This is a genomic window from Mycobacterium parmense (assembly GCF_010730575.1).
GTDB lineage: Bacteria > Actinomycetota > Actinomycetes > Mycobacteriales > Mycobacteriaceae > Mycobacterium > Mycobacterium parmense.
The window spans coordinates 2,151,947-2,170,854 of record NZ_AP022614.1 but is presented as its reverse complement, the minus strand read 5'-3'; the positions used below and the strand labels follow the sequence as shown (position 1 = coordinate 2,170,854).

Annotated in this window: 18 protein-coding genes; 14 read left to right on the top strand and 4 right to left on the bottom strand. The window is 71.5% G+C overall.

Annotation, left to right across the window (positions count from 1 at the left end; genetic code table 11):
* The first annotated feature begins 40 nt into the window (after nucleotides 1–40).
* Nucleotides 41–1,996, top strand: a complete 1,956-nt coding sequence (locus G6N48_RS09605; RefSeq protein ID WP_085269746.1) for a primosomal protein N' — start codon at nucleotides 41–43, stop codon at nucleotides 1,994–1,996.
* A gap of 157 nt (nucleotides 1,997–2,153) precedes the next feature.
* Entirely contained in the window at nucleotides 2,154–2,642 is a 489-nt protein-coding gene (locus G6N48_RS09600; RefSeq protein WP_085269676.1) for a MarR family winged helix-turn-helix transcriptional regulator, read from the top strand.
* Nucleotides 2,643–2,685: 43 nt separating this feature from the next.
* Here the strand turns inward: G6N48_RS09600 and G6N48_RS09595 are convergent, their stop codons facing one another.
* Nucleotides 2,686–3,510 (bottom strand): class I SAM-dependent methyltransferase, encoded by an 825-nt coding sequence (locus G6N48_RS09595; RefSeq protein WP_085269675.1) that lies wholly within the window; start codon nucleotides 3,508–3,510, stop codon nucleotides 2,686–2,688.
* Nucleotides 3,511–3,682: 172 nt separating this feature from the next.
* On the opposite strand from G6N48_RS09595, the gene fmt reads away from it, so the two are divergent.
* From fmt to ribD, 4 genes are all read left to right on the top strand, one after another.
* On the top strand, nucleotides 3,683–4,615 hold the full coding sequence (gene fmt / locus G6N48_RS09590) for a methionyl-tRNA formyltransferase (protein ID WP_085269745.1): 933 nt from the start codon (nucleotides 3,683–3,685) through the stop codon (nucleotides 4,613–4,615).
* Nucleotides 4,612–5,985: an RsmB/NOP family class I SAM-dependent RNA methyltransferase gene (locus tag G6N48_RS09585; protein ID WP_085269674.1), complete on the top strand. Its 1,374-nt coding sequence runs from the start codon at nucleotides 4,612–4,614 to the stop codon at nucleotides 5,983–5,985. Before fmt ends, G6N48_RS09585 begins: the two co-directional genes overlap by 4 nt.
* 153 nt (nucleotides 5,986–6,138) lie before the next feature.
* Nucleotides 6,139–6,828 carry a ribulose-phosphate 3-epimerase gene (gene rpe, locus G6N48_RS09580; RefSeq protein WP_085269673.1) on the top strand — a complete coding sequence of 230 codons (690 nt, stop codon included), beginning with the start codon at nucleotides 6,139–6,141 and terminating at the stop codon, nucleotides 6,826–6,828.
* Nucleotides 6,825–7,847: a bifunctional diaminohydroxyphosphoribosylaminopyrimidine deaminase/5-amino-6-(5-phosphoribosylamino)uracil reductase RibD gene (gene ribD / locus G6N48_RS09575; protein ID WP_085269672.1), complete on the top strand. Its 1,023-nt coding sequence runs from the start codon at nucleotides 6,825–6,827 to the stop codon at nucleotides 7,845–7,847. Before rpe ends, ribD begins: the two co-directional genes overlap by 4 nt.
* Nucleotides 7,848–7,850: 3 nt before the next feature.
* Here ribD and G6N48_RS09570 read toward each other — a convergent pair whose 3' ends face one another.
* A complete protein-coding gene (locus tag G6N48_RS09570; RefSeq protein WP_085269671.1) occupies nucleotides 7,851–9,536 on the bottom strand; it encodes an MFS transporter in 1,686 nt (561 codons plus the stop codon).
* The gene (locus G6N48_RS09565) at nucleotides 9,533–10,261 is read right to left on the bottom strand and encodes an LppX_LprAFG lipoprotein (RefSeq protein ID WP_139825813.1); all 729 of its coding nucleotides are present in this window, start codon (nucleotides 10,259–10,261) and stop codon (nucleotides 9,533–9,535) included. Before G6N48_RS09565 ends, G6N48_RS09570 begins: the two co-directional genes overlap by 4 nt.
* A gap of 75 nt (nucleotides 10,262–10,336) precedes the next feature.
* Here G6N48_RS09565 and G6N48_RS09560 point away from each other — a divergent pair, with 75 nt between their 5' ends.
* A complete protein-coding gene (locus tag G6N48_RS09560) occupies nucleotides 10,337–10,945 on the top strand; it encodes a riboflavin synthase (protein WP_085269669.1) in 609 nt (202 codons plus the stop codon).
* Nucleotides 10,946–11,086: 141 nt separating this feature from the next.
* On the opposite strand, the gene G6N48_RS09555 is transcribed toward G6N48_RS09560, so the two are convergent.
* Nucleotides 11,087–11,455: a hypothetical protein gene (locus tag G6N48_RS09555; RefSeq protein WP_085269668.1), complete on the bottom strand. Its 369-nt coding sequence runs from the start codon at nucleotides 11,453–11,455 to the stop codon at nucleotides 11,087–11,089.
* A gap of 202 nt (nucleotides 11,456–11,657) precedes the next feature.
* On the opposite strand from G6N48_RS09555, the gene G6N48_RS09550 reads away from it, so the two are divergent.
* The 7 genes from G6N48_RS09550 (at nucleotide 11,658) to whiA (ending at nucleotide 18,907) form a co-directional block, all read left to right on the top strand.
* Entirely contained in the window at nucleotides 11,658–12,935 is a 1,278-nt protein-coding gene (locus tag G6N48_RS09550) for a bifunctional 3,4-dihydroxy-2-butanone-4-phosphate synthase/GTP cyclohydrolase II (protein ID WP_085269667.1), read from the top strand.
* Nucleotides 12,932–13,411, top strand: coding sequence for a 6,7-dimethyl-8-ribityllumazine synthase (ribH, locus tag G6N48_RS09545; protein WP_085269666.1), 480 nt, complete (start codon nucleotides 12,932–12,934; stop codon nucleotides 13,409–13,411). The genes G6N48_RS09550 and ribH overlap by 4 nt, the downstream gene beginning before the upstream one ends.
* Entirely contained in the window at nucleotides 13,408–13,878 is a 471-nt protein-coding gene (locus G6N48_RS09540) for a PH domain-containing protein (RefSeq protein ID WP_085269665.1), read from the top strand. The genes ribH and G6N48_RS09540 overlap by 4 nt, the downstream gene beginning before the upstream one ends.
* Before the next feature lie 157 nt (nucleotides 13,879–14,035).
* Nucleotides 14,036–15,988 carry an excinuclease ABC subunit UvrC gene (gene uvrC, locus G6N48_RS09535; protein WP_085269664.1) on the top strand — a complete coding sequence of 651 codons (1,953 nt, stop codon included), beginning with the start codon at nucleotides 14,036–14,038 and terminating at the stop codon, nucleotides 15,986–15,988.
* A complete protein-coding gene (rapZ, locus tag G6N48_RS09530) occupies nucleotides 15,985–16,902 on the top strand; it encodes an RNase adapter RapZ (RefSeq protein WP_085269663.1) in 918 nt (305 codons plus the stop codon). The genes uvrC and rapZ overlap by 4 nt, the downstream gene beginning before the upstream one ends.
* Before the next feature lie 8 nt (nucleotides 16,903–16,910).
* Complete coding sequence (locus G6N48_RS09525; RefSeq protein ID WP_139825821.1) at nucleotides 16,911–17,933, top strand: YvcK family protein; 1,023 nt, start codon at nucleotides 16,911–16,913, stop codon at nucleotides 17,931–17,933.
* Entirely contained in the window at nucleotides 17,930–18,907 is a 978-nt protein-coding gene (gene whiA, locus G6N48_RS09520; protein ID WP_085269744.1) for a DNA-binding protein WhiA, read from the top strand. The genes G6N48_RS09525 and whiA overlap by 4 nt, the downstream gene beginning before the upstream one ends.
* Nucleotide 18,908 lies beyond the last annotated feature (1 nt).

Genomic DNA, 18,908 nt, shown 5'->3' with positions numbered 1-18,908 from the left:
GAGCGCATCTCACATCGAACCCATCGCCCGGGTGCTGCCGATGCTGTCGGTGCCGCACCTGGACCGCGAGTTCGACTACCTCGTGTCGGCCGAGCAGTCCGACGACGCCCAGCCGGGAGTGCGGGTGCGGGTGCGGTTCCACGGCCGGCTGGTCGACGGGTTCGTGCTGGAACGGCGCAACGACACCGACCACGCCGGCAAGCTGGGCTGGCTCGACCGCGTCGTGTCGCCCGAACCGGTGCTCACCCCCGAGATCCGCCGGCTGGCCGACGCGGTGGCCGCCCGCTATGCCGGCACCCGCGCCGACGTGCTGCGGCTGGCGGTGCCGCCGCGGCACGCCCGGGTCGAGCGCGAAGCCGTGCCGCCGGCGGCCGCGGCCCTGCCGGAGCCGGTCGACCCGGCGGCCTGGGGCGGGTACGTCCGCGGCGGCCAGTTCCTGGCCGCCCTGTCGGAGTCCCGCGCCGCGCGGGCCGTGTGGCAGGCGTTGCCCGGCGAGCCGTGGGCGGAGCGTTTCGCCGAGGCCGCGGCGCAGACCATCCGGACCGGGCGGTCGGTCCTGGCGGTCGTGCCCGATCAACGGGATCTGGACACCCTCGCGCGGGCCACGACCGCCCGCATCGACGACGGTGCCGTCGTCGCGCTGTCGGCCGGCCTGGGCCCGGCGGCCCGCTACCGGCGCTGGCTGGCCGCGCTGCGGGGCACCGCGCGGCTTGTGATCGGGACCCGCAGCGCGGTGTTCGCCCCGCTCGGCGAACTGGGGCTGGTGATGGTGTGGGCCGACGCCGACGACAGCCTGGCCGAGCCGCGGGCGCCGTACCCGCACGCCCGCGAGGTGGCGATGCTGCGCGCCCACCAGGCCCGCTGTGCGGCGGTGATCGGCGGTTACGCGCGGACCGCCGAGGCCCACGCCCTGGTCCGCAGCGGGTGGGCGCACGACATCGTCGCGGCGCGGCCGGTGGTGCGCGCCCGCACGCCCCGGGTGATCGCCCTGGACGACACCGGCTACGCCGACGAACGTGACCCGGCGGCGCGCACCGCGCGGGTGCCGTCGCTGGGGTTGCGCGCCGCCCGCTCGGCGCTGGCGGTCGGCGCGCCGGTGCTGGTTCAGGTGCCGCGGCGCGGATACGTTCCGTCGCTGGCCTGCGGTCGGTGCCGCGCCGTCGCCCGGTGCCGGCACTGCACCGGGCCCCTGTCGCTGCAGGAGCGGGGGACGGCGCTGGTCTGCCGCTGGTGCGGTCGCGTCGAGCCCACGCGACGGTGCGCGCGCTGCGGCTCGGACGCGGTCCGTGCCGTCGTCGTCGGGGCGCGGCGCACCGCCGAGGAGCTGGGCCGCGCGTTTGCCGGCACGCCGGTGATCACGTCGACGGGCGAGGACGTCGTGGCGGAGGTCGCGGCGGGCCCCGCCGTCGTGGTCGCCACGCCGGGCGCCGAACCCCCGGCGGCCGGCGGCTACGGCGCGGCGCTGCTGCTCGACACGTGGGCCTTGCTGGGCCGGCAGGATCTGCGCGCCGCCGAGGACGCGCTGTGGCGCTGGCTGACCGCGGCGGCCCTGGTCCGGCCCCGCGGCGACGGCGGTGTGGTGATGGTGGTGGCCGAGTCGTCGATCCCCACGGTGCAGTCGCTGATCCGCTGGGACCCGGTGGGCCACGCGGAGGCCGAGCTCACGGCCCGGACCGAGCTCGGCCTGCCGCCGAGCGTGCACATGGCGGCCATCGACGGAGCGCCGGGCGCCGTGGCGGCGTTACTGGACGAGACCGGGCTGCCTCAGGACCAAGACATCCGCGCCGACCTGCTGGGCCCGGTGGACCTGCCGCCCGGCGTGCGGCGGCCGGCGGGGACGCCCGCGGGCGGACCGGTAACGCGGATGCTGGTGCGCGTGAGCCGCGATCAGGGGTTGGCGCTGGCGGCGGCGCTGCGGCGCGGAGTGCGGCTGCTCAGCGCCCGGCAGACCGCGGAGCCGGTCCGCGTGCAGATCGATCCGTTACACATCGGGTGATCAATTGAAGTCCGCGAAAAGCGGGTATGAAACCTCTATACCCTGACCGGCGTAGACAGTACGCGTGAGAAATAATTCCCAGATCGCGACACTGGAAGGTTGCTAAACTTTCTAGTCTTCGGGCTCCGATGCCGGGAGGTGGTCGGGAGGAGAGGCGATGCCCAGCAACAACGACACGTCCGTCGACGAATCCCTGGATGTGATCACCGATGCTTTGCTGACGGCTTCCCGGCTGCTGGTGGCGATTTCGGCGCGGTCGATCGGCCAGGTGGACGAGAGCATCACCATCCCGCAGTTCCGCACGCTGGTGATCCTGTCCAATCGCGGCCCGGTCAACCTCGCGACGCTGGCTGGTTTGCTGGGAGTGCAGCCGTCGGCCACCGGCCGGATGGTCGACCGGCTCGTCGCGGCCGGCCTGATCGACCGCCTGCCGCACCCGACCTCCCGCCGCGAACTGCTGGCCGCCCTGACCAAGCGCGGCCGCGACGTGGTGCGCCGGGTCACGGCCCACCGGCGCGCCGAGATCGCGGCCATCGTGCAGCAGATGCCGGCGGCGGAAAGGCACGGGCTGATCCGTGCCCTCACGGCGTTCACCGCGGCCGGCGGCGAGCCCGACGTCCACCTGGACGCGGACATCGATCTCTAGGGATTTCTAGGCATCTCCTGAGATCTCTCCATTCTGGTCCGAATCACCGCTTTTCGGCGGTGAGCAGCAGGTACTCCCACTTCATGACGCCGGAGGCCAGGTGTTGCTGGGCGAGTTCGATGAGCTGGGCGTCGAGTTCGGCCGTCAGCACCCGGTTGTGGCCGATGTTGGCGTACGCCTCGATCGTCGGACCGTAGTGGTTCTTGAAGTAGCGGTGCACGGCGTGGGCGTTGTCGAAACGGTTCACCCTCAGCATGCCGCGCACGGCGGAGATGCGGCTGACCCGGTCGCCGAACAGGCCGGCGACGTAGGCCGGCCGCCCCCACAGCACCGCCGGGGGGACCGCCTGCGACAGGCTGGGCCGATAGGGCCTGATGGTGGACAGCATCCGCCCGAAGAAGCCTTCGGGGGTCCAGCTGAGGACGGCGATCGTCCCTCCCGGTCGGCAGACGCGCAGCAGCTCGTCGGCGGCGCGCTGCTGATCCGGCGCGAACTGCACGCCGATCGCCGAGACCACGGCGTCGAACTCGCCGTCGCCGAAGGGCAGGGCGTGGGCATTCGCCTCGCGATAATCCAGCACCAGGCCGCGCGCCGCGGCCCTGGCCTGCGACCGCGCCAACAGCTCGGGGGTCAGGTCGGAGGAGACGACGTCAGCGCCGGCCGCGGCCGCCGGGAGCGAGATGTTGCCGGAACCGGCGGCGACGTCGAGCACCCGCACGCCCGGCCCGATCCCGGCCGCGGCGACCAGAACGGGTCCCAGCGGGGCCATCACCTCCTCGGCCATCAGGGCGTAGTCGCCCAGTGCCCATACCGTGCGATGTGAGGGACTCAGCCGGTAGTCGTCGCTGATCGTGGTGTCGAGAGTCATCAGACCTCCTGGAATCCGATGGGCTGCCCACTCGACTTCATTGTCACTAGCACGGCAGTGCGGTCCGGTTCATCCAACCGTAACTGCAAGAAACAATATGTATAAGCAACAGTATACGCACGCAATATGCGCGCCGTGTGGACGGCGCGCCGCCGCTTCCTAGACTGTGCCGGTGCGCCTTGTCTTCGCCGGCACTCCCGAACCCGCGCTGCCCGCGCTGCGCAGCCTCGTCGACTCGCCCCGCCACGAGGTCATCGCCGTGCTGACCCGGCCCGACGCGGCCGCCGGGCGCCGCGGGAAGCCGGAGCCGTCACCGGTGGCGCGCGAGGCGCTCGACCGCGGCATTCCGGTCCTGCGGCCGTCGCGGCCCAACTCGCCGGAGTTCGTCGCCGAGCTCGCGGAGCTGGGGCCGGACTGTTGCCCGGTGGTCGCCTATGGCGCCCTGCTGAAGGAGGGCCTGCTGGCGGTGCCCCCGCACGGCTGGATCAACCTGCACTTCTCGCTGCTGCCCGCCTGGCGCGGTGCCGCGCCGGTGCAGGCCGCGATCGCCGCGGGCGACGCCGTCACGGGGGCGACGACGTTCCAGATCGAGCCGGGCCTGGACACCGGCCCGATCTACGGGGTGGTGACCGAGGCCATCCGGCCCACCGACACGGCGGGGGACCTCCTCGAGCGGCTGGCCTCTTCGGGCGCCGCGCTGCTGTCGGCCACGCTCGACGGCGTGGCCGCGGGAACGTTGGCCCCGCGGCCACAACCGGCCGACGGGATCAGCGTCGCGCCCAAGATCACCGTCGAGGAGGCCCGGGTGCGCTGGGACCTGCCTGCACCGGTCGTGGAGCGGCGGATCCGGGCCGTCACGCCCAGCCCGGGAGCCTGGACGCTCGTCGGCGACCAGCGCGTCAAACTGGGGCCGGTCCGCGTCGACTATGATGCGCCGAATCCGTTGGCGCCCGGCGCTATTCGGGTCGATCGCAAGGGCGTGTGGATCGGAACCGGTTCGCAACCGGTGCGGCTGGGCCAGATTCAGCCGCCCGGCAAGAGGTTCATGAACGCCGTCGACTGGGCACGGGGCGCGCGGCTCGACGCCGCCGCGCGCGCCTCATGAGCCCCGCGCAGCGCAGGCCGCGCCGCCGGCAGCTGGACCCGGCGCGGGCCGCCGCGTTCCAGGTGCTTCGGGCGGTCAGCGAGCGCGACGCCTACGCCAACCTGGCATTGCCCGCGCTGCTGCGCGAACGTGGCATCAGCGGACGCGACGCCGCGTTCGCCACGGAACTGACCTACGGCACCTGCCGCGGCCGGGGCCTGCTCGACGCCGTCATCGGCGCGGCTGCGAAGCGCTCCCCGGAGTCCATCGATCCCGTGTTGCTCGACCTGCTGCGGCTCGGCGCCTACCAGCTGCTGCGCACCCGCGTCGACGCCCACGCCGCGGTGTCCACCACCGTGGAGCAGGCCGCCATCGAATTCGATTCGGCGCGAGCAGGTTTCGTCAACGGTGTGTTGCGGGCCATCGCCGCTCGGGACGAAAAGTCCTGGGTCGACGAGCTGGCACCCGACCCGGCGCGCGACCCGGTGGGGCATGCCGCGTTCGTGCACGCCCACCCGCGCTGGGTCGCCCAGGCCTTCGCCGACGCGCTGGGCGCGGACGCGGCGGAACTCGATGCGGTGCTGGCCAGCGACGACGAACGGCCCCAGGTGCACCTCGCGGCGCGCCCGGGAGCGCTGAGCGCCGCCGAACTGGCCGACGCGGTGGGGGGTACGGCCGGCCGCTATTCGCCCTATGCGGTCTATCTGCCCGGCGGGGACCCGGGGCGGCTGGCGGCCGTGCGCGACGGCGTGGCGCTGGTCCAGGACGAGGGCAGCCAGCTGGTGGCCCGGGCGCTGACGCTGGCGGAGGTCGACGACGACGCGGGGCGCTGGCTGGATCTGTGCGCCGGCCCGGGGGGCAAGACGGCGCTGCTGGCCGCGCTGGCTGCGGGATCGGGGGCGCGGGTCACGGCGGTGGAGCCGGCGCCGCGCCGCGCCGATCTGGTGGTCGAGAACACCCGCGGGCTGGACGTGGAGGTGCTGCGTGTCGACGGGCGGCGGAGCGGTCTCGAGCCGGGCTTCGACCGGGTGCTCGTCGACGCGCCGTGCACCGGGCTGGGCGCGTTGCGCCGCCGGCCCGAGGCCCGGTGGCGGCGCCAGCCGGCCGACGTGCCCGCGCTGACCAGGCTGCAACGCGAACTCCTGGCAGCCGCGATCGCGCTCACCCGTCCCGGCGGTGTCGTGCTGTATGCGACGTGTTCGCCTCATCTGGCCGAGACCGCCGGCGTGGTCGCCGACGCGCTGCGCCGCCATCCGGTGAGCGCGCTGGACACCCGGCCGCTGTTCGATCCCGCCGCGGGTCTGGGCCACGGCCCGTATGTCCAGCTGTGGCCGCACCGGCACGGCACCGACGCCATGTTCGCGGCGGCGCTGCGCCGCGAAGCGGGGTAGCGCTGCGCGACGGAAAGGATGGGGCCGCGGCGGCGCTGCGCCGCGAAGCGGGGTAGCGCTGCGCGACGGAAAGGATGGGGCCGCGGCGGCGCTGCGCCGCGAAGCGGGGTAGCCGGGCCGCGGCGGCGCTGCGCCGCCGATAGTCTGGCGCACATGCCTGGCAACACCGGTAGGCCACTGATCGCGCCGTCGATCCTTGCCGCCGACTTCGCTCGCCTCGCCGACGAAGCCGCCGCGGTCGTCGGCGCCGACTGGCTGCACGTCGACGTGATGGACAACCACTTCGTGCCGAATCTCACCATCGGCCTGCCGGTCGTGGAGAGCCTGCTGGCCGCGACGTCGATCCCGATGGATTGCCACCTGATGATCGAGGACCCGGACCGCTGGGCGCCGCCATACGCCGAGGCGGGGGCCTACAACGTGACGTTTCACGCGGAGGCCACCGGCAACCCGGTGGGGGTGGCCCGCGACATCCGCGCCGCAGGCGCCAAGGCGGGCATCAGCGTCAAGCCGAAGACGCCGCTCGAGCCGTACCTCGAGATCCTGCCGCATTTCGACACCCTGCTGATCATGTCGGTGGAGCCGGGTTTCGGCGGCCAGAGTTTCATTCCCGACGTGCTGAGCAAGGTCCGGACCGTGCGCAAGCTGGTCGACGCGGGCGAATTGAAGATCCTGGTCGAGATCGACGGGGGGGTCAACGAGGACACGATCGAGCAGGCCGCCGAGGCCGGCGTGGATTGCTTCGTCGCCGGCTCGGCGGTGTACGGCGCGCAGGACCCGCGGTCCGCGATCGAGGCGCTGCGGCGACAGGCCGCCGCCGCGTCACCCCACCTGAGCGAATGAACCAGCCTCAGAAGGTCGAAAGCGTCGACGCCGCAATGCGTCTGGCGATCGAGCAAGCCTATCTGGTCAAGGGCAAGACCTACCCGAACCCGCCCGTCGGGGCGGTCATCGTGGATCGGGAGGGCCGCGTCGTCGGCGTCGGCGGCACCGAGCCGGCGGGCGGCGACCACGCCGAGATCGTGGCGCTGCGCAAGGCCGGCGGCCTGGCCGCCGGCGGGATCGCGGTGGTCACCCTCGAGCCGTGCAACCACTACGGGAAGACCCCGCCGTGCGTCAACGCGTTGATCGAGGCCCGCCTGAGCGCGGTGGTGTACGCCGTCACCGACCCCAACGGCATCGCCGGGGGCGGCGCGGGCCGGCTGCAGGCGGCGGGCCTGCAGGTCCAGGCCGGCGCGCTGGCCCACCAGGTGGCGGCCGGGCCGCTGCGCGAGTGGCTGCACAAACAGCGGACCGGGTTGCCGCACGTCACCTGGAAATACGCCACCAGCATCGACGGCCGCAGCGCCGCCGCCGACGGCACCAGCCAGTGGATCACCAGCGAGGCCGCCCGCCTGGATGTGCATCGCCGCCGGGCCGGCGCGGACGCCATCGTGGTCGGCACGGGAACCGTGCTGGCGGACGACCCGGCGTTGACCGCCCGGCTGGCCGACGGCTCGCTGGCCGACCGCCAACCGCTGCGCGTGGTGGTGGGGATGCGCGACATACCGCCCGAGGCAAAGGTTCTCAACGACGAGTCGCGCACGATGGTGATCCGCACCCACGATCCCATGGAGGTGATCAAGGCGGTGTCCGACCGCACCGACGTGCTGCTGGAGGGCGGCCCCACGCTCGCGGGCGCATTCCTGCGCGCCGGGGCCGTCAACCGCATCCTCGCGTACGTCGCGCCGATGCTGCTGGGCGGGCCGATCACCGCGGTCGGCGACTTAGGCGTCCCCACCATCGCGCGCGCGCTGCGGTGGCAGTTCGACGGGATCGACCGGGCCGGACCGGATCTGGTGCTCAGCCTGGTGCCGGGCTGAGGGTTACGGCGCCGGCGCGGCGACGGGTTCCTGCTCGGGAATCGCCGGCTCCTCGGCGTGGTCCGTGCGCCCGCTGATGAGCAGCCCCAGCAGCGCCCCGACGACGCAGACGCCCGCGGTGATGGTGAAGATCTCGCCGTACATCGCGGCGAACGACGGGATCGCGTTCTGCGCCTTGGCAATTGCCTGCTCGGTCATGCTCAGGCTGGTCGACACCTCGGCGTTCTTCGCGCTGAGTATGTGGTAGAAGCGGTACAAGCCCCACGCGCTCAGCGCCGCCACGCCGATCAGCATGCCGGTCATCCGGGCCACCACGACCGCCGCTGAGGCGATGCCGTGCTCGGCCGACGGGACGATGCGCAGCGCGGCCGACGTCAGCGGCCCGATCACCAGCCCGAGCCCGATGCCCGCGATCAGCAGGTCGTTGTTGACCGCGACGCCCCCGATCATCAGGTCGTTGTTCATCGCCGGCATCGAGAACAGGCCGAAGAAGTTGTGCCGGTAGTGCGGCAGGTCCACGGGCCAGTGTGAGATCAGCAGGTAGCCGCCCGCGGCGATCAGCAGACCGACGAACGCCACCGCCCGGTCGCCGACCCGGGTGGCGATGAACCCGCCCAGCAGCGCGCCGACCGGCAGCGCGATCAGGAACGACGTGAGCATGCCGGCGGCCTTGTTCTGGTCCAGGCTCAGCACGCCCTGGCCGAACAGCTCCACGTCGACCAGCGTGACCATCAGCGCGGCGCCGGCGGCGAACGACGCCCCCAACGCGGCCAGGAACGGCCGGAACTGCACCCCGGCCGGGTCGATCAGCCGCGTCCGCGCGAACCGCTCCCAGATCAGGAACGCGACCCCGGCGATCACCGCGCCGATCACCAGGGGCAGCCCGTAGCTGGGCAGCGCCTGCTGGCCGTTGGGATTCGGGTTGTACAGCCCGATGACCGCGAGGCCGAGGGTGACCGCCAGCAGCAGGCCACCGACCAGGTCGATCTTCTCCGGCGCCGAGCTGCGATCGTGCTTCGGCAGGCTGACCTGGATCAGCGCCATCGCCAGCAACGTCAGCGGGATGTTGATCCAGAACACGTCGCGCCAGTCGCGGAAGAGCCAGACGATGAAGATGCCGTAGAGCGGGCCCAGCACGCTGCCGAGCTCCTGGGCGGCGCCGATGCCGCCGAGCACGGCGGCGCGGTTGCGTTGCGCCCACAGGTCGGCGCCCAGGGCCAGGGTGACCGGCAACAGCGCGCCGCTGGCGATGCCCTGGATGGTACGGCCGACGACCAGCACCTGGAGGCTCTCGACGTGCAGGTTCACGATCGGGTAGCCGAGGATCTGCAGGCTCTGCAGCGGGTGCCCCATGATCTGGACGTTCAGGTCGGCCACGTTGAAGTGGCCGATGGCGACCGAGAGCGCGGTGACCACCGAGCCGACCATGAACGTCGCCAGGCTGACTTGAAGCAGCCGCTTGCGGCCGAACCGGTCGGAGGCCTTGCCGAGCAGCGGCATGGCCGCGATGTAGCCCAGCAGGTACATCGTGACGATCGGGGTGATCCGCTGCAGCTGGTTAATCGGGATGCCGACGTCGTGCATGATGTCGCGCATGATGGTGACCACGACGTAGGCGTCGAGCGCACCGAGCAGTACCGCCAGACTGCCGGCGCCGATCGCGACGCGGCGTCCCGCCAGCGCCCTCATGAGCCCGCTGTGGGCTTGTTGACCTGCACCGGCTGATTCCAGTTCGACAGCGTCATCTGCACGGTGTTCCCCTGGCTCTTCTGCAGGCTGATCTGCGCGAGCTGATGGTCGCCGCTCTCCACGATCCAGACGGTGGACGGCACCGGAGCGGTCGCCTTGAAGGGGGCCGCGATCTTGTTCACGGCGTCGGCGGAGACGTTGCCGGTGATGCGGACCGTGGTCTGGCCGCTGATCTGGTCGCGGCCCTCGGCCTTCGCGTCGGTGAAGTTGGCCAGCACGTTGGCCAGGCCGGTGTCGGGGTTCAGGATCGCCGACGGGTCGTAGACCTGTGAGGCCGGGCCGACGTCGGTCATCGTTTTGTCGCCGGGGTTCAGCGCGTTGGTGTACAGGTCACCACCCACGACGACGAAGTCGGCGCTGATGTCCTGCCCGCCGAAACTGATCTGGGCGTTGCCCTGCGCGGCGGTGTTCGGGACCGTGGTGAGGTCGCCGGTCAGGTTCCGTACGGGAAGTCCGGCGATCTTGCCCTGCACGGTCAGCACCAGGTGCGCGCTCTTCAGGTTCTTGGTGCTGTCGGCGGACTGGCTCACCAGGGTCTTGCCGTCGGGCAACGGTCCGCCGCTGCTCGTCGTGGAGCTGAACGAGCAGCCGGAGATCGCGAGGGCTGTAAGGGTCAGGGAAGCAAAGACGGCCGTGAGACGGCGGCTTAGTTGCATACTGTGCATCGTAGAGGGTCGCCTAAGTGCGGCTCGGGATCGCGGGGCGTGGGTCGGCGCCCGCAGGCCGATTACGCTGGTGCGATGTTCACCGGAATTGTCGAGGAACTCGGGGAGGTGACGGCGCGCGACGTCCTGACCGACGCAGCGCGCCTGACCATCCGCGGGCCCGTCGTGACCTCCGACGCCGGCCACGGCGACTCGATCGCCGTCAACGGCGTCTGCCTGACGGTCGCCGAGCTGACGGCCGACGGCCAGTTCACCGCGGACGTGATGGCCGAGACGCTCAACCGGTCCAACCTGGGCGCTCTGCAGGTCGGCAGCAGGGTGAACCTCGAGCGCGCCGCGGCGGTCAACAGCCGGCTCGGCGGCCACATCGTGCAGGGCCATGTGGACGGGACCGGCCGGGTCGTGGCCCGGGCGCCCTCCGAGAACTGGGAGGTGGTGCGCATCGAGGTTCCCGCCGAGGTCGCGCGCTACGTCGTCGAGAAGGGGTCGATCACCGTCGACGGGATCTCCCTGACGGTCTCGGGCCTGGGCGCCGGGCCGAAGGACTGGTTCGAAGTGTCGCTCATCCCGACGACCCGGGAACTCACCACCCTGGGCAGCGCGCCGGTCGGCACCCAGGTCAACCTCGAGGTGGACGTGATCGCGAAATACGTCGAGCGGTTGATGGCGCACAGCGGCAGGTGATTCAGCTTCCGCGGCTGGTGAGGCGGGCTCTTCGGTTCAGCCGCGCCGCGCATGCTGACCGCCGGTGAACGCAGGCCACCGGCAGCGGCGGTGCGCGCCGCCGCGGTGGCCTGCGTTGCCGTCGGGTGGTTGCTGTCTTGGCTAGAGCGGTCGCCAGACGGGGCCGTCCCAATAACCCCAGTCATTCACCCCGGGGTTCCAGACGACGTGCGCCCAAGGCGCCCACGGCGGTGGCGGCGGCATCGGCCGCGCCCACGGCGGCGGGGCGCCATAGCCGGCCGGGCCGTAGTTGTCGTCCCAGTCGTGACAGCTGTTCCAGTTCTGGTACGGGCCCCAGCTCTGATCCCACTGGTCGCCGGGACACCAGTGGTGGTGGTACGCCGGCGCCGGCGGGGGCGCCGCCTGAGCGGTTCCGGAAGCCAGACCCAGCGTGGTTGCAGCGAGACCGCCGGCCGCCAGTGCTGCGGTGCACAGGCGAACCCACGGTTTTGTTTGCGTGGTGGTATTCATGCCGGCCCCATTCCCCCCGCACAGAGCGCCAAAACGCGTTGGCGCGCCGGACCCCGTGTCTCAGATCCTCTTCACAGCCGGGACTTAAGGCCGGCTCATCCGGGCTGCGCGTCCGCGGCAATAACGTCCGCGTCCCGGTGGTTCATACTTAAAGACAACACTCGGGCTCCCCACCCGGGCCCACGACAGCAAGGTAGCCAAGATGACGAGGTTGGACTCCGTCGAGCGGGCGGTTGCCGACATAGCGGCCGGAAAGGCCGTCATCGTCATCGACGACGAGGACCGCGAGAACGAGGGCGACCTGATCTTCGCCGCCGAGAAGGCGACGCCGGAGTTGGTGGCCTTCATGGTGCGCTACACGTCGGGGTATCTGTGCGTGCCGCTGGCGGGCGAGATCTGTGACCGACTGGGGCTGCTGCCGATGTATGCGGTGAACCAGGACAAGCACGGCACGGCCTACACCGTCACCGTCGACGCCCGCCTCGGCGTCGGCACCGGCATCTCGGCGTCCGACCGGGCCACGACGATGCGCCTGCTCGCCGACCCCGCCGCCGTCGCCGGCGACTTCACCCGCCCCGGGCACGTCGTTCCGTTGCGCGCCAAGGACGGCGGGGTGTTGCGCCGGCCCGGACACACCGAGGCCGCCGTCGACCTGTCCCGGTTGGCGGGTTTGCAGCCCGCGGGCGCTATCTGCGAGATCGTCAGCCAGAAGGACGAGGGCGCGATGGCCCAGACCGACGAGTTGCGGGTGTTCGCCGACGAGCACGACCTGGCGCTGATCACCATCGCCGATCTGATCGAGTGGCGGCGCAAGCACGAGAAGCACATCGCGCGCATCGCCGAGGCGCGGATCCCGACCCGCCACGGCGAGTTCCGGGCCATCGGATACGCCAGCATCTACGAGGATGTCGAGCACGTGGCGCTGGTTCGCGGCGAGATCGCCGGACCCGACGCCGACGGTGACGACGTGCTGGTCCGCGTGCACTCCGAGTGCCTCACCGGGGACGTGTTCGGGTCGCGCCGTTGCGACTGCGGGCCGCAACTGGACGCCGCGATGGCGATGGTGGCCCGGGAGGGGCGCGGCATCGTGCTGTACATGCGCGGCCACGAGGGCCGCGGCATCGGTCTGATGCACAAGCTGCAGGCCTACCAGTTGCAAGACGCCGGGGAAGACACGGTCGACGCCAACCTCAAGCTCGGATTGCCAGCGGACGCAAGGGATTACGGTATCGGCGCCCAGATCCTGGTCGACCTGGGCGTGCGGTCGATGCGGCTGCTGACCAACAACCCGGCCAAGCGGGTGGGTCTCGACGGGTATGGCCTGCACATCATCGAGCGCGTGCCGCTGCCGGTGCGCGCCAACGCCGAGAACATCCGCTACCTGATGACCAAGCGCGACAAGATGGGTCACGACCTGGCCGGGCTGGACGAATTCCACGAATCCGTCCATCTTCCCGGGGAATTCGGCGGCGCTTTGTGAGCGGTAGCGGGGAACCGCAGATCCCGGCGATCGACGCGTCCGGTCTGCGGCTGGGCATTGTGGCCAGCACCTGGCACACCGAGATCTGCGAGGCGCTTTTGGCCGGCGCCCGCAAGGTGGCCGCCCAGTCGGGCATCGACAGCCCGACGGTGGTGCGGGTGCTCGGCGCGATCGAGCTTCCGGTGGTGGCCCAGGAGTTGGCCCGCAGCCACGAGGCCGTCATCGCCCTGGGTGTCGTGATCCGCGGCGAGACACCCCATTTCAACTACGTTTGCGACGCGGTCACCCAGGGTTTGACCCGGGTGGCGCTGGACGCCTCGACGCCGGTGGCCAACGGGGTGCTGACCACCGACACCGAGGAGCAGGCGCTGAACCGGGCCGGGCTTGCGACCTCGGTCGAGGACAAGGGGGCGCAGGCGGCCGGCGCGGCCCTGACCGCCGCGCTGACCCTGCGTGACCTGCGCGCCCGGTCGTGACGTCGTCGCGCGACCGCGAGACGTGGGACGTCGAGCTGCGTGCGCACCGCACGCCGCTGTTCGCCTGCGCCGCGGCGGTCGTGATCGCGGGAGTCCTTGTCACGGTGGGTTTTCTGCTCAAGATGAAGTCCACCGGGGTCATCTTCCAGACCGCCGACCAGGTGGCGATGGCCGTCCTCGGATTGGTGCTGGCCGGGCTCGTGCTGCTGTTCACCCGCCCCCGGTTGCGGTTGGGACCGGCCGGGGTTGCTGTGCGTAATCTGCTGGGCTACCGGCTTTTCGAATGGTCGGAGATCGTCGGAGTCTCGTTTCCCCGTGGCGCCCGGATGGCGCGAGTCGACCTGCCCGACGACGAGTACGTCCCGGTGATGGCCATCCAGGCCATCGACAGGGAACGGGCCGTGGCGGCGATGGACACCGTGCGGTCCCTGGTGGCCCGGTACCGGCCGGACCTGTCGGCGAACTGAGCGTCGCCCGGTGCCGCCCGCCGAGTGCCCACGTGCCCGGTGGCCGGTGCGATACGGGCGCAACGGCATTGAGGGCCCCTGTCTCGGCTTTCCGAGGAGCCAACTGCCCCTTCGGGGCCCTTCGGAGCGCACGGCCGGCGACCATTAGCCTGGAGACGTGCCAGATCCCGCCACATATCGCCCCGCGCCCGGGTCCATCCCGGTCGAGCCCGGCGTCTACCGGTTCCGGGACCCGCACGGACGAGTCATCTACGTCGGCAAGGCCAAGAGCCTGCGCAGCAGGTTGACGTCGTACTTCGCCGACGTCGCGGGCCTGCATCCGCGCACCCGGCAGATGGTGACGACCGCGGCCAAGGTCGAGTGGACGGTGGTCAACACCGAAGTCGAGGCCTTGCAGCTGGAATACAACTGGATCAAGGAGTTCGATCCGCGCTTCAACGTCCGCTACCGCGACGACAAATCCTATCCGGTGCTGGCGGTCACCCTCAACGAGGAATTCCCGCGGCTGATGGTGTACCGCGGCCCGCGCCGCAAGGGCGTGCGCTACTTCGGGCCGTATTCGCACGCGTGGGCCATCCGCGAAACCCTCGACCTCCTCACGCGGGTGTTCCCGGCCCGCACCTGCTCGGCCGGAGTGTTCAAGCGCCACAACCAGATCGGCCGGCCGTGCCTGCTCGGCTACATCGACAAGTGCTCCGCGCCGTGTGTCGGGAGGGTCAGCGCCGAGCAGCATCGCCAGATCGTCGAGGACTTCTGCGACTTCCTGTCGGGCAAAACCGATCGGTTCGCCCGCGAACTGGAGCAGCGGATGAACGCCGCCGCCGACGAACTCGACTTCGAGCGGGCCGCGCGGCTGCGCGACGACCTCGGCGCGCTCAAGCGCGCCATGGAGAAGCAGGCCGTGGTGCTCGGGGACGGCACCGACGCCGACGTGGTCGCCTTCGCCGACGACGACCTCGAAGCCGCGGTGCAGGTGTTCCACGTCCGCGGCGGCCGGGTCCGCGGGCAGCGCGGCTGGATCGTCGAGAAGTCCGGCGACCCCGGGGAATCCGGCGAGGAGCGATTGGTCGAACAGTTCCTGACGCAGTTCTACGGCGAGCAGGCGGAATTGGGTGGCTCGGCCGACGAGGCCGTCAACCCGGTGCCCCGCGAGGTGCTGGTGCCGTGCCTGCCGTCCAACGCCGACGAGCTCGCCACCTGGCTCTCCGGCCTGCGCGGCTCGCGGGTGGTGCTGCGGGTTCCGCGCCGCGGCGACAAGCGGGCGCTGGCCGAGACCGTGCAGCGCAACGCCAAAGACGCCCTGCAGCAACACAAATTGAAGCGCGCCGGCGACTTCAACGCCAGATCGGCGGCGCTGCAGAGCATTCAGGACGCCCTGGGGCTGCCGGAGGCTCCGCTGCGCATCGAGTGCGTCGACGTCAGTCACGTGCAGGGCACCGACGTCGTCGGCTCGCTGGTGGTGTTCGAGGACGGCCTGCCCCGCAAGTCGGACTACCGCCACTTCGGGATCAGGGAAGCTGCGGGGCAGGGGCGTTCCGACGACGTCGCCTCCATCGCCGAGGTGACCCGCCGCCGGTTCCAGCGGCATCTGAGCGACAAGAACGACCCGAATCTGCTTTCGCCGGAGGGCAAAACGCGCCGCTTCGCCTACCCGCCCAACCTGTACGTCGTCGACGGCGGCGCGCCCCAGGTCAACGCCGCCGCCGCCGTGCTCGAGGAGCTGGGCGTCACCGACGTCGCGGTGATCGGCCTGGCCAAGCGGCTGGAAGAGGTGTGGGTGCCCAGCGAGCCGGACCCGGTCATCCTGCCGCGCAACAGCGAGGGTCTCTATCTGCTGCAGCGGGTCCGTGACGAGGCGCACCGGTTCGCGATCACCTACCATCGCAGCAAGCGATCCAAGCGAATGACAGCATCGGCGCTGGATTCGGTGCCAGGATTGGGGGAGCATCGCCGCAAGGCGCTGGTAACCCACTTCGGATCGATAGCCCGCCTCAAGGAGGCCACCGTCGACCAGATCACCGCCGTGCCCGGGATCGGAGTGGCCACCGCCACCGCGGTGCTCGAAGCCCTGCGGCCCGAGCGGGCCGGGTCGACGGGAGGCTCCGAATGACGGGCGACCTGACCGACAGCCACCCGGGCGATGCCCGCCCCGAAACGGGGGCGGACATCGACGTCGTCCTGGTCACCGGACTGTCCGGGGCCGGACGGGGCACGGCGGCCAAGGTGCTCGAGGATCTCGGCTGGTACGTGGCCGACAACCTGCCGCCCCAGCTGATCACCCGGATGGTCGATCTCGGCTTGGCGGCCGGCTCGCGAATCACCAAGCTGGCCGTCGTGATGGATGTGCGGTCGCGCGGTTTCACCGGCGACCTGGACTCGGTGCGCACCGAGCTGGCCACCCGCGGCATCAGCCCGCGCGTGGTGTTCATGGAGGCGTCCGACGACATGCTGGTGCGCCGCTACGAACAGAACCGCCGCAGCCACCCGCTGCAGGGCCAGCAGACCCTGGCCGAGGGCATCGCCGCCGAACGCCGGATGCTGGCCCCGGTCCGCGCCACCGCCGACCTGATCATCGACACCTCGACGCTGTCGGTGCGGGGCCTGCGCGAGAGCATCGAGCGGGCGTTCGGCGGCGAGACCGGGACGTACGTGAGCGTCACCGTCGAGTCGTTCGGCTTCAAGTACGGCCTGCCGATGGACGCCGACATGGTGATGGACGTGCGTTTCCTGCCCAACCCGCACTGGGTCGACGAGTTGCGTCCGCTCACCGGCCAGCACCCGGCTGTGCGCGACTACGTGTTGGACCAACCCGGCGCGGCGGAGTTCCTCGATGCTTACCATCGATTGCTGTCTCTGGTTGTCGACGGCTACCGGCGGGAGGGCAAGCGCTATATGACGGTCGCCATCGGCTGCACCGGCGGGAAGCATCGCAGCGTCGCGATCGCCGAGGCGTTGATGCAGCTGCTGCGGGGCAACCCGCAGCTGTCGGTGCGGGCGCTGCACCGGGACCTGGGCCGCGAATGAGCGCACCGGTGAACCAGGGCATCGTGGCGCTCGGCGGCGGGCACGGTCTGTACGCGACGCTCTCGGCCGCGCGGCGGCTGACCCCTCACGTCACGGCGGTGGTGACGGTGGCCGACGACGGCGGATCGTCGGGCCGGCTGCGCAGCGAACTCGGCGTGGTGCCGCCCGGAGACCTGCGAATGGCGTTGGCCGCGTTGGCTTCTGACAGCCCGCACGGACGGCTGTGGGCGACCATCCTGCAGCACCGGTTCGGCGGCAGCGGCGCGCTGGCCGGACACCCGATCGGCAACCTGATGCTCGCCGGGCTGTCCGAGGTGCTGGCCGATCCGGTCGCCGCGCTCGACGAGCTCGGACGCATCCTCGGCGTCAAGGGCCGGGTGCTGCCGATGTGCCCCATCGCGCTGCAGATCGAGGCCGACGTGTCCGGCCTGGAGACCGACCCGCGCATGTTCCGGCTGATCCGCGGCCAGGTGGCGATCGCGACCACGCCGGGCAAGGTGCGGCGGGTGCGGCTGCTGCCCAAGGACCCGCCCGCGACCCGGCAGGCCGTCGACGCCATCATGGGCGCCGACCTGGTGGTGCTGGGGCCGGGGTCGTGGTTCACGAGCGTGATCCCGCACGTGCTGGTCCCCGGGCTGGCGTCGGCGCTGCAGGCTACCACCGCCCGGCGGGCCCTGGTGCTGAACCTGGTGGCCGAGCCGGGGGAGACGGCCGGCTTCTCCGTGGAGCGTCACCTGCACGTACTGGCCCAGCACGCCCCCTGGTTCACCGTGCACGACATCATCATCGACGCCGAACGGGTGCCGAGCGAGCGGGAGCGGGACCAACTGCGCCGCACCGCGACGTTGCTGCAAGCCCAGGTCCACTTCGCGGATGTGGCCAGACCTGGTACACCTTTACATGATCCAGGCAAGCTCGCGGCGGCCCTGGACGGGGTCCGGGCGGGCCACCAGGGCCCGGGGACGCCGAGTGCGACGGCCCCCGAAGAGGTTCGGATCGACGGCGACAGGGGTGACGACGCGTGGCGATGACGACCGAGGTCAAGGACGAGCTGAGTCGCCTCACGGTGAAGTCGGTCAGCGCGCGGCGCGCGGAAGTCACCTCGCTGCTGAGGTTTGCCGGCGGGCTGCACATCGTGGGCGGCCGGGTGGTCGTCGAGGCCGAGGTCGACCTGGGCAACATCGCGCGGCGGCTGCGCAAGGACATCTTCGAGCTGTACGGCTACAACGCCGTGGTGCATGTCCTGTCGGCCAGCGGGATTCGCAAGAGCACCCGCTACGTGCTGCGGGTGGCCAACGACGGTGAGGCGCTCGCGCGCCAGACCGGGCTGCTCGACGTGCGGGGGCGGCCGGTGCGCGGCCTGCCGGCCCAGGTCGTCGGCGGCAGCATCGGCGACGCCGAAGCCGCATGGCGGGGCGCGTTTCTGGCGCACGGCTCGCTGACCGAGCCGGGACGTTCGTCCGCGCTGGAAGTCAGTTGCCCGGGACCGGAGGCCGCGCTGGCGCTCGTGGGCGCGGCCCGGCGGCTCGGGGTCAGCGCCAAGGCCCGCGAGGTGCGCGGCGCGGACCGGGTGGTGGTGCGCGACGGCGAGGCGATCGGCGCGCTGCTCACCCGGATGGGCGCCCAGGACACCCGGCTGGTCTGGGAGGAGCGCCGGATGCGGCGCGAGGTGCGGGCCACGGCCAACCGGCTGGCCAACTTCGACGACGCCAACCTGCGCCGCTCGGCGCGGGCGGCGGTCGCGGCGGCCGCCCGCGTCGAGCGGGCGCTTCAGATCCTCGGTGACACCGTGCCCGACCACCTGGCCTCGGCGGGCAAGCTGCGCGTCGAGCACCGGCAGGCGTCGCTGGAGGAACTCGGCCGGCTCGCCGACCCTCCGATGACCAAAGACGCTGTGGCAGGACGCATTCGGCGGCTGCTGTCGATGGCCGATCGCAAGGCGAAAATCGACGGCATCCCCGACACGGAGTCGGCGGTGACGCCGGATCTGTTGGAGGATGCCTGAT

What these genes read in the sequence shown, in the direction of transcription:
- whiA (WP_085269744.1), top strand. Translation starts at nt 17,930, where the DNA reads ATGACGACCGAGGTCAAGGACGAGCTGAGTCGCCTCACGGTGAAGTCG.
- G6N48_RS09555 (WP_085269668.1), bottom strand. Translation starts at nt 11,455, where the DNA reads ATGAATACCACCACGCAAACAAAACCGTGGGTTCGCCTGTGCACCGCA.
- G6N48_RS09600 (WP_085269676.1), top strand. Translation starts at nt 2,154, where the DNA reads ATGCCCAGCAACAACGACACGTCCGTCGACGAATCCCTGGATGTGATC.
- G6N48_RS09605 (WP_085269746.1), top strand. Translation starts at nt 41, where the DNA reads ATGCTGTCGGTGCCGCACCTGGACCGCGAGTTCGACTACCTCGTGTCG.
- G6N48_RS09560 (WP_085269669.1), top strand. Translation starts at nt 10,337, where the DNA reads ATGTTCACCGGAATTGTCGAGGAACTCGGGGAGGTGACGGCGCGCGAC.
- rpe (WP_085269673.1), top strand. Translation starts at nt 6,139, where the DNA reads ATGCCTGGCAACACCGGTAGGCCACTGATCGCGCCGTCGATCCTTGCC.
- G6N48_RS09550 (WP_085269667.1), top strand. Translation starts at nt 11,658, where the DNA reads ATGACGAGGTTGGACTCCGTCGAGCGGGCGGTTGCCGACATAGCGGCC.
- G6N48_RS09570 (WP_085269671.1), bottom strand. Translation starts at nt 9,536, where the DNA reads ATGAGGGCGCTGGCGGGACGCCGCGTCGCGATCGGCGCCGGCAGTCTG.
- ribD (WP_085269672.1), top strand. Translation starts at nt 6,825, where the DNA reads ATGAACCAGCCTCAGAAGGTCGAAAGCGTCGACGCCGCAATGCGTCTG.
- rapZ (WP_085269663.1), top strand. Translation starts at nt 15,985, where the DNA reads ATGACGGGCGACCTGACCGACAGCCACCCGGGCGATGCCCGCCCCGAA.
- G6N48_RS09595 (WP_085269675.1), bottom strand. Translation starts at nt 3,510, where the DNA reads ATGACTCTCGACACCACGATCAGCGACGACTACCGGCTGAGTCCCTCA.
- G6N48_RS09585 (WP_085269674.1), top strand. Translation starts at nt 4,612, where the DNA reads ATGAGCCCCGCGCAGCGCAGGCCGCGCCGCCGGCAGCTGGACCCGGCG.
- G6N48_RS09565 (WP_139825813.1), bottom strand. Translation starts at nt 10,261, where the DNA reads ATGCACAGTATGCAACTAAGCCGCCGTCTCACGGCCGTCTTTGCTTCC.